Here is a 12,517-nt window from a genome sequence, read left to right as displayed (position 1 = left end):
CGTCTCCCATCACACCGGGCCGGGCAGCCGGGAGAGTTCCCGAACGGCAACGGCTCGGCGTCGCTCCACGCCGGCGGGGTGTCACTGCGGAAGGTCGATGCCGTACTCGTGGATCTTGCGGTAGATGGTGGCGCGGGAGACTCCGAGCGCTCGGGCGGCTCTGCTCCTGTTGCCCTTGGCGTCGATCAGGCTGCGCACAATCGCATCGCGTTCGAGGGACTCCAGGGGGCTGAGCACCCGGCGGGACACCGTCTGGCATTCGGGAGGCAGGTCGCTCGCCTCCATCACGCCGGACCTGCGGTGCTGCACCACGGCACTGAGGATCTTCCGCAGCTGGGCGACGTTCCCGGGCCAGGTGGCGCGCATCAGCAGCCGCATCGCAGCGGGGGAGCAGGTCAGGGACGTCGGCGAGGTCAGCTTCGCGAGGAGGAACGGGACGAGTTCGGCCATGTCCTCGATGTGGTGGCGCAGCGGTGGGACCTCCATGGCCGCGGGAAATACCCGCAACAGGTCGGCGAGGTTCTGATCGTGCCCGGGGGAGCAGTGGGTCGCCGTCACCCACAGGCGCTCTCCGGCCTGGCCGGTGGCCTGACGCCGCTGGTGCCTGCGCTGGTATCGGCGTAGGAGATCGGTGAGGGCTCGGGCGCAATCGGGTGGCAGCCGGTCGATGTGCCGCAGCACCAGTGCGCCGCCGCTCTGCTGGATTTCCTCCCGCACATGGGTCAGGAATGTGGTGGAGTCGGTCGCTTCGGCGGCGTCCAGTACATGGAAGCGGCCGGCGGGCTCGTGGTGGCGGTACACGGCGCGCAGCAGAGCGAGCTTGCCGGTGCCGGCCTCCCCGTGCACGGTGATCCATTCACCGGCCCGGTAGTGCGTGCGCACCTGTTCCAAGGCGCGCTGCCACACGGCGGAGGAGCCGACGAGGCCGGGCAGCATGGGACGGAAGGCCGGTGTGTCGGGCTGTGGCCGCGCGGTCGTCCCGGTGAGCCGGACGCGGACGACGCCACCGGCGGGGCCCGAGGGGGTGTGCACCGGGGCGCAGGACATCCGGACCTTCGCGCCGCTGGGCAGGTCCATATCGATCATGACGCGTTTCTTGCCCATCATGGCCTCGACCGCGGCCGCCAGCAGCACGGCCTGGTCCGGGGCCGTGAGCGTCTGGCGGGCGTGGTCATTCATCATGACGACGTCGTTGTTGAGTGCCAACACGATGCCGCGGCTGTGCCGGCAGGCCCGCAGGTACTCCTCGAACAGCGCGAACTCCCGAAGTCCGGTCATCGTCGTCAGTTCCCGCTCGATATGCTCGGCCGTGGTCCTGGCCAGTGCCGACAGCAGCGGCGAGGCGTCGCGGCTCCAGCAGGTCAGGTCCAGGACGCCGAGCAGCCGGCCGGATACGGGGTGGCGCACCGGCACTCCGAAGCAGCCGAATTCTTCGAGACCCTCGGCATAGTGCTCGTGTCCGAACACGCCGGTGGCCTGGCGGCCCTCCAGGGCCGTGCCGATGCCGTTGGTCCCCACGAATTGCTCCGCATAGCTGAAGCCGGGGGCGAGCTGCACCCGGTCCAGGTGGCGCTCGAGCCGACGGTCCCCGGTGCGCCGGTCCAGGACGAGGCCTGCCGCATCGGTGAGGATGACGCTCACCGGCTCATCGCTCACCTGTTCCTGCAGCCGTTTGAGGACCGGTGCGGCGCCGAGCACCAGCGGGGTCTCGAGGTTCGGGTCCCTGGCGTAGGCCAGATGCACGTGGTCGGCGTCGACCTTCCAGCTCTTCGATCTCCACCACGAGGCCGCGATTGTCCCGCGCACCTGGTTCGAGTCGACGGACCCGGCTGTCAGGAACCGTTCCCGTGCCGCCGCGAGTACACGCCCGCGCGGCGGATGCGGAGCATCGGAGTCGTTCGAGTGCATCACGTCTCCCTGTCCCGGTTCGTGCCACACCGGAGCCATGTCCAGCGTGTTTCGGCCATGCAACCAGGCCGCACACACCAGTGGAAGACTGCGGGATTGTCTCATCTTGAGACCTCCCCGTGCTGGCGAATGCCCTGTGATTTAACGCACCAGGACGCCATGGCCTGGTACGCCCCCGCGATCGCCGGGTCGTACCGGGTGACACCCGGGTGATCAGTGCGGTGACGGCGACGTCGCGGGCACCGGAGCCGCGCACCACCCATCCCCAGGAGGCATGGAGTGAGCCGACAGAGTCTGAGCAAGGCGCACAAGAAGATCACCGAGCTGTCGTGGGAGCCGACCTTCGCCACACCGGCGAAGCGGTTCGGCACCGACTACACGTTCGACAAGGCCCCGAAGAAGGACCCCCTCAAGCAGATCCTGCGCTCCTACTTCCCGATGGAGGAGGAGAAGGACAACCGCGTCTACGGCGCGATGGACGGTGCCATCCGCGGGAACATGTTCCGCCAGGTGCAGGAGCGCTGGATGGAGTGGCAGAAGCTGTTTCTGTCGATCATCCCGTTCCCGGAGATCTCGGCCGCCCGGGCCATGCCAATGGCCATCGACGCGGTTCCCAACCCCGAGATCCACAACGGCCTGGCGGTGCAGATGATCGACGAGGTCAGGCACTCGACGATCCAGATGAACCTCAAGCGCCTGTACATGAACCACTACATCGACCCGGCCGGGTTCGACATCACCGAGAAGGCGTTCGCCAACAACTACGCCGGCACCATCGGCCGGCAGTTCGGCGAGGGCTTCATCACCGGCGACGCGATCACCGCCGCCAACATCTACCTGACCGTGGTCGCCGAGACCGCCTTCACCAACACCCTGTTCGTGGCCATGCCGTCGGAGGCCGCCGCCAACGGCGACCACCTGCTGCCCACCGTGTTCCACTCGGTGCAGTCGGACGAGTCCCGGCACATCTCCAACGGCTACTCCATCCTGCTGATGGCGCTGGCCGACGAGGACAACCGCAAGCTGCTCGAGCGCGACCTGCGCTACGCGTGGTGGAACAACCATTGCGTGGTGGACGCCGCCATCGGCACCTTCATCGAGTACGGCACCAAGGACCGCCGCAAGGAGCGGGACAGCTACGCCGAGATGTGGCGCCGGTGGATCTACGACGACTACTACCGCAGCTACCTCATCCCGCTGGAGAAGTACGGCCTGGTCATCCCGCACGACCTGGTCGAGGAGGCGTGGGACCGGATCTACGCCAAGCACTATGTGCACCGCGTCGCCCAGTTCTTCGCCACCGGATGGCCGGTCAACTACTGGCGCATCGACCCGATGACCGACCAGGACTTCGAGTGGTTCGAGTCGAAGTACCCCGGCTGGTACAACCAGTTCGGCCGCTGGTGGGAGGAGTACAACCGGCTGCGCTACCCGGGCCGCAACAAGCCGATCGCGTTCGAGGACGTCGGCTACGAGTACCCGCACCGCTGCTGGACCTGCATGGTGCCGTGCCTCATCCGCGAGGACATGGTGGTCGACAAGGTCGACGACCAGTGGCGGACGTACTGCTCCGAGACCTGCCACTGGACCGACAAGGTGGCCTTCCGTCCCCAGTACGAGGGCACCCCGACCCCGAACATGGGTCGGCTGACCGGAAAGCGCGAGTGGGAGACGCTGCACCACGGCCGGGATCTGGCCGACATCATCGCCGACCTCGGCTACGTCCGGGACGACGGCAACACGCTGATCCCACAGCCGCATCTGGACCTGGACGACCCGAAGAAGCTGTGGACCCTCGACGACGTGCGCGGCATCCCGTTCGCCAGCCCCAATGCGCTGCTCAACGAGATGTCCGACGCCGAGCGTGAGGCGCACATCGCGGCCTACAAGGCAAACCCGAACGTCACCTCAGCGACGGCCTGACGCCGACCCGTACCGGCCCTCGCCGCGGCGCGCAGCCGCGACGCGCCGCGGCGAGGGCCCTCACTTTACGAGGAGCGGCATCATGGCCGACACGCACAAGGTGCGATTTGAACCGGTAGGCATGGAAATCGAGGCCGACGAGGACGAAACCGTGCTCGATGCCGCGTTCCGGCAGGGCGTCATGCTGATCCATGGCTGCAAGGAGGGCCAGTGCTCGGCCTGCAAGTCCTTCCTGCTCGACGGCGATCTCCAAATGGGCCGGTACTCCACGTTCGCCCTGCCCGACTTCGAAAGGGACGAGGGGTACGTCCTGCTGTGCCGGTCACACATCTACAGCGACACCGAGATCGAACTCATCAACTACGACGAGGACATGATCAGGTCCGGACTTCCGGTCGTCACCGTGCGGACCGAGGTGGACTCGCTGGTGGAGCTCACCCATGACATCTCCCTGCTGCGGCTGAGGCTGCCCGCGGGGTCGCAGTCCACACTTCGCTTCCACCCCGGCCAGTATGTCGACATCACCGTCCCCGGAACCGACGAACACCGCTCCTTCTCCATGGCCAACCTCTCGGCGGCCGAGGGCCATCTGGAGTTCATCGTCAAGCGCTACCCCGGGGGCCGGTTCTCCAGCCTGCTCGAGGACGGACTCGCGGTCGGCGACCCACTGCGGGTGACCGGCCCGTACGGCACCTTCACCCTGCGCGTCGCGTCCGACCGCCGCCTGGTTTTCATCGGCGGCGGCGCCGGTATGGCCCCCATCCTCTCGCTGCTGCGCCAGATGGCCGAGAGCGGGAACGAGCGGGAGGCGGTCTACTACTACGGCGCCCGCACCGAAGGCGACCTGATCCAGCTCGCCGAGCTGGCACACCTCGCCGAGCAGTTGCCCTCCTTCCGCTTCGTGCCCTGCCTGTCCGACCGCTGGCCGCGGGACTGGGCCGGGGAGACCGGCCTGGTCACCGAGGTTCTGGAGCGCCAGGAGGACAACCTCGCCGACTGCGACGTCTATCTGTGCGGCCCGCCGCCGATGATCGACGCCGCCTTGTCGCTGCTGGAGGGCATGGGGGTGCCCGAAGAACAGGTCTTCTTCGACAAGTTCACCATCACCGCCGCCGCCGGGGACTGACGGATCGCCGACGGATACCCGTTCCACCCATGAGTTGAGACACAGAAAGGTACGCGCCCATGGCCACAGCGGAAAACACCGCGCCAAGGAGCTTCCCCCGTATCGAATTCACCGGTGCGGAAGCGGGCTTGAAGGAGTTTCCCGGCTCGAAGAGCCGCTCCTACAACTACTTCACGCCCCGGAAGAAGCGGGCGACGATGTACGAGGACGTCACGGTCGATGTGCAGCCCGATCCGGAGCGACACCTGAGCCAGGGCTGGGTCTACGGGTTCGCGGACGGCAAGGGCGGCTACCCCCAGGACTGGACCGTGCTGCGGTCCGGCGACTGGCATCTCTTCCTCGATCCGAACGAGGAGTGGGAGCAGACGATCTACCGGAACAACTCCAACGTCGTCCGGCAGATCCAGCTCAACCTGGAGAACGCGAAGAAGGCCGGCGCGTACCGCGACTGGCCGATGACCTGGGTGACGTTCCTGGAGCGGCACCTGGGCGCATGGATGCACGCCGAGCACGGACTGGGCATGCACGTGTTCACCTCCGAGCAGCGTTCCGCGCCCACGAACATGATCAACACCGCGATCGCGGTGAACAGTGCCCACAAGCTGCGCTTCGCCCAGGACCTGGCCCTGTACAACCTGGACCTGTCCGAGGCGGGGATCGGTTTCGACGGGGCGGTCCACAAGGAGGTCTGGCACGCCGACCCGGCCTGGCAGGGAGTGCGGGAGAACGTCGAGCGGCTCACCGCCATCGGCGACTGGGCCGAGTCGCTGTTCGCCACCAACGTGGTGTTCGAGTCGCTGGTCGGCGTGCTGTTCCGCAGCCACCTGGTGATGCAGGTCGCCGCGCGCAACGGCGACTACGTCACCCCGACGCTGGTCGGCACCGGGGAGCACGACCACGACCGCGACCAGCGCTACACCCGCGCGCTGTTCCGCATGCTCACCACGGATGAAACCCATGGTGGGCACAACCGGGACGTTCTGCAGGGCTGGCTGGAGACATGGGCACCGCTGAGCGTCAGGGCGGCACACGAACTGCAGCCGATCTGGTCCCAGCCGCAGGAGAAGCCGGCCACCTTCGCCGACTCCTTCGACGCCGCGACGGCGGGCCTGCGCAGCCTGCTGTCCGACCTGAACCTCTCCGAGCCGAAGGGAGTGTCGCGGTGACCGCCGGCAAGAACCAGAAGTTCGACTCCGACCGCACCTTCTCCAACCTGTGCGGCGTGACCTTGATGAACAACCAGAACGGCCATGTCGTCGCCGAGGTGATGCGCGGCAAGTCCGGCGTGTCCGTCGAGGAGTACCCGTCGATGATCCGGGTCGACGGCGAAGGGAAGCTGCTCTTCGACTTCGACGAGATCTCCGAGGCGATCGGCTTCGAGTTCGACCAGTCCGACTTCGAAGAGATCATGTCGACCCACTACGGACGCATGGTCCACTTCGATGACAAGACGATGCTCTTCGCCAGCCCGGAGGAAGCGGCAGAGTACATCGACTTCGACCTCAAGCCCGTCCAGTAGCGCCGGTCCCGCGGTTCCGGCCCCGCACGTCGGCACCAGGACCGGTCCGGGGAGTGCGTCTGTCCCAAAGCGCCTCCCCGCGTTCCCCGCGCTCCCCGGACCGGGGACCTCACCCACTCACCAGGAATTCGAGGTAGCACATGTACACCAAGGACGGCGTGGATTACTTCGTGGTCGACGGCCACATCCACTTCTGGGACGGCAGCGAGGAGAACACCGCCAACAAGTACGGCGAGGGCTTCATCCGCTGCTTCTACGACTACCAGCGCAACCTCAGCCCCGCCGAGTGGGTGTGGCCGCTGGAGAAGTTCCGCAAGTACTCCGAGCAGGACCTGATGCACGACCTGTTCGAAACCGGATACGTGGACATGGCCATCTTCCAGCCCACCTACCTCAGCGAGTTCTACGTCAACGGCTTCAACACCACCGAACGCAACGGCCGGCTGGCCGCCAAGCACCCCGACCGGCTGATCGTCAACGGCTCCTTCGACCCCCGGGCCGGCGAGGCGGGCCTGGCCGAGCTGGAGCGACTGGCGGCCGAGTGGCAACTGCGCGGGATCAAGCTCTACACCGCCGAATGGCGCGGTGACTCCAAGGGCTGGAAGCTCACCGACCCGGGCGCGCAGGACTACCTGGCCAAGTGCGCCGAGCTGGGGATCCGCAACATTCACGTCCACAAGGGCCCCACCATCTGGCCGCTGAACCGCGACGCCTTCGACGTCGCCGACATCGACCACGCCGCCACCGCCTTCCCGGAGCTGAACTTCATCGTCGAGCACTCCGGCCTGCCGCGGCTGGAGGACTTCTGCTGGATCGCCACCCAGGAGCCCAACGTCTACGCCGGCCTGTCGGTGGTCATGCCGTTCGTCCACTCCCGGCCGGGCTACTTCGCCCGGGTCCTCGGCGAACTCCTGTACTGGCTGGATGAGGACCGCATCACCTTCGGCAGTGACTACGCCATCTGGAGCCCGCGCTGGCTCATCGAGAAGTTTGTCGACTTCCAGATACCCGAGGAGATGCAGTCCGAATACGGTGTCCTCACCACGGACGTCAAGCGCAAGATCCTCGGCTTGAACCTTGCCCGCCTGTACGACATCAAGGTGCCGCAGGCCGTCCAGTCGGCCGCCGCCACCCCGACCGAGAGGATGTCCGCCGGGCAGGTGCCGGCATGACCCCGGTCAGCGCCGCGAGCGCACCCCCCACCGGGGCGGCCGAGCGGTCCGAGGCGGTCACCGCCGCCCTGGGCACGGTGCTGGACCCCGAACTGGACCGGCCCATCACCGAACTCGGCTTCGTCCGCAGCGTCAGCGTCGACGGCGGGCGCGTGGAGGCGCGGCTGAGGCTGCCCACCTACTTCTGCGCTCCGAACTTCGCCTGGCTCATGGTGGAGGGCGCCCGCCGGGCGCTCGCGGGCCTGTCGTGGACCACCGAGGTGACGGTCGTGCTGGAGGACCACTTCTCCTCGGACGAGATCAACCACGGGGTCGCCTGCGGCCAGGAGTTCGCCGAGGCGTTCCCGCTGCTGTCCGACCCCGACCGGCTGGAGGAACTGCGCCGGACCTTCCTGCGCAAGGGCCTCCTGGCCGTACAGGAACGCCTCGGGCGGCGCCTCACCGACCACGGGTGGACCGCGGGCCAGATGGCCGAGGCCCGCCTGAGGGACCTGCCCGGCCGGCTGACCACCACCCTGGTGCGCCGGCGGAAGGCGCTCGGCCTGCCGGCCGCCGGTGGTGATCCCGTCTTCACGGACGAACGCGGGCGCGCCGTCCTCCCCGCCGGCATGGAGGCGCACCTGCTGCGGTGCCGTACCACTGCCGTGGGCATCGCGGCGAACACCGAGATCTGCGAGGGGCTGCTCGTCACCCGCTACGGCCCGGACACGAAAGGCGGCAGCGCGTGAAAGCCGTACGACTGCATGCGTACCACCGCACACCGGTGGTCGAGGAGGTACCCGAACCGACGATCACGGGTCCGCTGGATGTGATCGTCCGGGTCGGCGGAGCCGGGCTGTGCCGGACCGACCTGCATATCGTCGAGGGCCAGTGGGCGGAGAAGTCCGGCGTGGGGCTGCCCTACATTCAGGGCCACGAGAACGCCGGGTGGGTGCACGAGCTCGGCAGTGCGGTGACCGGCCTGGCCGTTGGCGACCCGGTGATCCTGCACCCCCTGGCCACCTGCGGTCTGTGCCCGCCCTGCCGCCGCGGCGACGATGTGCACTGCGAGAACTCCGCCTTCCCCGGCATCGACTCCGATGGCGGATTCGCCGAACTGATCAAGACCAACGCACGCGCCGTGGTCAAGCTCGAGAGCGGGCTCGCCCCGGCGGACGTCGCGGCGCTCGCCGACGCCGGACTGACGGCGTATCACGCGGCGAAGAAGGCCGCGCGGCGGCTGGCCCCCGGCCGGCGGGCGGTGCTCATCGGGGCGGGCGGACTCGGCCACATCGGAATCCAGGCCCTGCGCGCACTGAGCCCCGCCGAGTTGATCGTCGTCGATCGCTCGCCGGAGGCACTCGAGCTCGCCGAGACCCTGGGCGCCCGGCACACCGTCGTCGCCGACGGCACCCAGGTGGAGCAGGTACGAGAGCTCACCGGCGGACACGGCGCCGAAGTGGTCATCGACTTCGTCGGCGAGGGCGGCGCCCTGGAGGACGGCCTTGCCATGCTGCGCCGGGCGGGCGACTACCACGTGGTGGGCTACGGCGGGCTCCTGACGGTGCCCACGATCGACATCATCTCGACCGAGATCAACTTCATCGGCAACCTGGTCGGTTCCTACACCGACCTGGCGGAACTCATGGCCCTGGCCGCCCAGCACAAGGTCGCCCTGCACACCGCCGTCTACCCCCTGACCGACTTCGACAAGGCCCTGCGGGACCTGGACGAGGGCAAGGTCCGCGGCCGGGCCATCCTCGTTCCCTGATCCAGGCATCCTGCCCCCGCGTCGGGACAGGACATTTCGTTCGCGGCAACCGCTGCACCACACTCACCACCGGCCCGAGAGGCGGTTACGGAAGATGGCAAAGGATCTGCGCTTCAACGTCGATGCGCGACGTCTCCTCGAGGGAGGCGTGAACGCCCTCGCCGACGCGGTCAAGGTGACGCTCGGCCCCAAGGGACGCAACGCCGTCATCGAGAAGCTGACCGGCCCACCCACCATCACCAACGACGGCGTCACCATCGCCCGCGAGATCCAGCTGCGCGACCCCTTCGCCAACATGGGCGCCCAACTGGTCAAGGAAGTGGCCAACAAGACCAACGGCGTCGCCGGAGACGGCACGACCACCGCCACGGTGCTCGCCCAGGCCCTCGTGCGCGAAGGACTGCGCGCGGTGGACGCCGGCGCGAACCCGATGCTGCTCAAGGCGGGCATCAACCAGGCGGTCGCCGCGGTGATCGACGCACTGCAGGCGAACACCCGGCAGATCACCGGCCAGGCCGACCTGGCCCATGTGGCCACGCTCTCGGCCAACAACGACGCCGAGATCGGCGAGACGATCGCGACCGCGATGGACCGCGTGGGCCGCAGCGGGGTTGTGACGGTGGAAGAGTCACCCTCCTTCGGGCTCCATGTGAGTTTCGCCGATGGGATGGAATTCGATCACGGCTATATCTCGCCCTACATGGTGACCGACAAGGACCGGATGGAAACGGTCTTCGAAAACCCCTACATCCTGCTCACCAACGAGAAGATCTCGACGGTCCAGACCCTGATGCCGCTGCTGGAACAGGTCACCCGCAGCGGCAGCCCGCTGGCGATCCTGGCCGAGACGGTGGAAGGCCCCGCTCTGGGCATGCTCGTGGCCAACAACGTGCACGACACCTTCAAGTCGGTGGTGATACGGGCGCCGGGCTTCGGCCACCGGCGCATCGCAGAGCTCGAGGATCTCGCCGCCTTCGTCGGGGGACGCGTCGTCACCGGGGACGCGGGCCTGAGCCTGGACGCGGTGCGGCTGGACCAGCTCGGCCGGTGCCGCAAGATCACCGTCACCGAGTCCGGTACCACACTGGTCGGCGGCGCGGGTGCGCAGGAGGACGTCTCGGCCCGCATCGAACAGATCAAGCGTGAACTCGAGCGGGCCGAGAACGAGCACGACCAGGACCACCTCCAACTGCGCATCGCCCGCCTGTCCGGCAGCGTCGCGGTCATCCACGTCGGCGCGGCCACCGGCGTGGAGCTCAAGGAGAAGCAGCACCGCGTCGAAGACTCGCTGTCCGCCACCCGGGCGGCCATCGAGGAGGGGGTTGTCGCCGGTGGCGGTACGGCACTGGCACAGTGCGCATCGGTGCTGAACGGGCTGGACCTGACCGGTGACCACTCGGCAGGACGGGACATTGTCCGCAGCGCCCTCGCGGAGCCACTGCGCTGGATCGCGATCAACGCCGGCTATGACGGTCAGGAGGTCGTCGACCGCGTCGCCGTGCTGCCGGCAGGACATGGATTGAACGCGCTCACCGGGGAGTACGGCGACATGTTCTCCCTCGGCGTGATCGATCCGCTGAAGGTGACCCGCTCGGCGCTGCAGAGCGCGGCCTCCATCGCGGCGCTGCTGCTCACCACCGAAACGCTGGTGGTCGAGGAGATCATCCAGAACCCGGGCGCGATCGTGGCCCCCGGCTTCGGCGACCTGGCCGAAGGCATGGTCCGGCCGTCGAACATCTACTGACCGGCCGGAGCGGACCCCAGAAGCTGCCGCCGCGTACACGACCAGCCCGAGCCTGAGGGCGCGGCAATCCAGCGGGCGGAAGGACACGAACGAAAGGCCCGTAACGCCTATGTACACCATCGATCCCAGAACGGCCGCGGGGGCAGAACCCCAGACACCCGCTGCCCCTCGTCTGCAGCGGCTCCGCCTGGTCGGACCGGCATTCGTCGCCGCGATCGCCTATGTCGACCCCGGTAACGTGGCAACCAATGTGACCGCCGGCGCCCGTTACGGCTACCTGCTCGTGTGGGTCGTCGTGGCAGCCAATCTGGTGGCCTGCCTGGTGCAGTATCTGTCGGCCAAGCTGGGACTGGTCACCGGACAGTCATTGCCGGAAGCCCTGCGCGACCGGATGCCCCGGGTCGGCAGGCTGGCCTACTGGGCGCAAGCCGAGTTGGTGGCGGTGGCCACGGATCTGGCCGAGGTGCTCGGCGGGGCGATCGCTCTGTATCTCCTGTTCGATCTGCCACTGCTCGTCGGAGGGCTGATCACGGGCTTGGTGTCGACAGGGCTCCTGGCCCTGCAGAGCCGACGTGGACAGCGGTCTTTCGAACGGGTGGTCATCGGCCTGCTCGCGGTGATCGCCCTGGGGTTCTTCGCCGGCCTCTTCGTGGCCCCGCCATCGGCAGCGGGTACCGCGAACGGCTTCATCCCCCGGTTCGACGGCGCGGACAGTGTGCTCCTGGCAGCGGGCATGCTCGGCGCCACCGTCATGCCTCACGTCGTCTATCTGCACTCGGCGCTGGCCCGGGATCGGCATGGCAGACAAGAGGGCGAGCAGCGACGGAGACTGTTGTCCGTGACCAAGTACGACGTGGGCATGGCCATGCTGGTAGCCGGCGCCGTCAACCTGGCCATGCTGCTGCTGGCGGCGACGGCGTTGCAGGGCAGTGAGAGCGGCTCTCTCGAGGGCGTGCACGCCGCGATCGGTGACCGTCTGGGCGGCGTGATCGCGCTGCTCTTCGCCGTCGGTCTCCTGGCGTCAGGACTCGCCTCCACCGCGGTCGGATGCTACGCCGGTGCGGTCATCATGGGAGGCTTGCTGCGCCGACGGATCCCACTGGTGATCCGTCGGGTCATCACGCTGATCCCGGCCCTGGCGATGCTGGCCGCTGGGGCCGATCCGACGCGGGCGCTGATCCTCTCCCAGGTCGTGCTCTCCTTCGGAATCCCCTTCGCTCTCGTACCGCTGGTCGTACTGACCTCCCGCCGCACCGTCATGGGTGCCTGCGCGAACCGGCGCCCGGTGACCGTGGCGGCCGCGCTTGTGACCGTCATCGTCATCGCGCTCAACCTCGTACTGATCTATCTGACCGCGACCGGCGCCGCCTGATCA

Annotated in this window: 10 protein-coding genes; 9 read left to right on the top strand and 1 reads right to left on the bottom strand. The window is 67.9% G+C overall.

What is annotated here, in order from left to right; genetic code table 11:
* Positions 1–81: 81 nt before the first annotated feature.
* Positions 82–1,908, bottom strand: coding sequence for a sigma-54-dependent Fis family transcriptional regulator (locus JK364_RS40715; protein WP_201856459.1), 1,827 nt, complete (start codon positions 1,906–1,908; stop codon positions 82–84).
* 279 nt (positions 1,909–2,187) lie between these two features.
* Between JK364_RS40715 and JK364_RS40710 the strand changes: the two genes are divergently transcribed.
* The 9 genes from JK364_RS40710 (at position 2,188) to JK364_RS40670 (ending at position 12,514) form a co-directional block, all read left to right on the top strand.
* Positions 2,188–3,831 (top strand): ferritin family protein, encoded by a 1,644-nt coding sequence (locus JK364_RS40710; protein ID WP_201856458.1) that lies wholly within the window; start codon positions 2,188–2,190, stop codon positions 3,829–3,831.
* A gap of 82 nt (positions 3,832–3,913) precedes the next feature.
* Entirely contained in the window at positions 3,914–4,957 is a 1,044-nt protein-coding gene (locus JK364_RS40705) for an FAD-binding oxidoreductase (protein WP_201856457.1), read from the top strand.
* 59 nt (positions 4,958–5,016) lie between these two features.
* Entirely contained in the window at positions 5,017–6,123 is a 1,107-nt protein-coding gene (locus JK364_RS40700; protein WP_201856456.1) for an aromatic/alkene monooxygenase hydroxylase subunit beta, read from the top strand.
* On the top strand, positions 6,120–6,476 hold the full coding sequence (mimD, locus tag JK364_RS40695; RefSeq protein ID WP_201856455.1) for a propane 2-monooxygenase effector subunit MimD: 357 nt from the start codon (positions 6,120–6,122) through the stop codon (positions 6,474–6,476). Before JK364_RS40700 ends, mimD begins: the two co-directional genes overlap by 4 nt.
* Positions 6,477–6,616: 140 nt before the next feature.
* Positions 6,617–7,648, top strand: coding sequence for an amidohydrolase family protein (locus JK364_RS40690; RefSeq protein WP_201856454.1), 1,032 nt, complete (start codon positions 6,617–6,619; stop codon positions 7,646–7,648).
* On the top strand, positions 7,645–8,376 hold the full coding sequence (locus tag JK364_RS40685; protein ID WP_201856453.1) for an iron-sulfur cluster assembly protein: 732 nt from the start codon (positions 7,645–7,647) through the stop codon (positions 8,374–8,376). Before JK364_RS40690 ends, JK364_RS40685 begins: the two co-directional genes overlap by 4 nt.
* On the top strand, positions 8,373–9,398 hold the full coding sequence (locus JK364_RS40680) for an NAD(P)-dependent alcohol dehydrogenase (protein ID WP_201856452.1): 1,026 nt from the start codon (positions 8,373–8,375) through the stop codon (positions 9,396–9,398). Before JK364_RS40685 ends, JK364_RS40680 begins: the two co-directional genes overlap by 4 nt.
* A 94-nt stretch (positions 9,399–9,492) precedes the next feature.
* Complete coding sequence (gene groL / locus JK364_RS40675; RefSeq protein WP_201856451.1) at positions 9,493–11,142, top strand: chaperonin GroEL; 1,650 nt, start codon at positions 9,493–9,495, stop codon at positions 11,140–11,142.
* Positions 11,143–11,251: 109 nt separating this feature from the next.
* Positions 11,252–12,514, top strand: coding sequence for an Nramp family divalent metal transporter (locus JK364_RS40670; protein ID WP_201856450.1), 1,263 nt, complete (start codon positions 11,252–11,254; stop codon positions 12,512–12,514).
* The last annotated feature ends 3 nt before the right edge of the window (positions 12,515–12,517 follow it).

This window comes from Streptomyces endocoffeicus (assembly GCF_016741935.1).
GTDB classification, from domain to species: domain Bacteria; phylum Actinomycetota; class Actinomycetes; order Streptomycetales; family Streptomycetaceae; genus Streptomyces; species Streptomyces endocoffeicus.
Note: the sequence above shows the minus strand (reverse complement) of the source record. Positions and strands in the feature narration are given on the sequence as shown.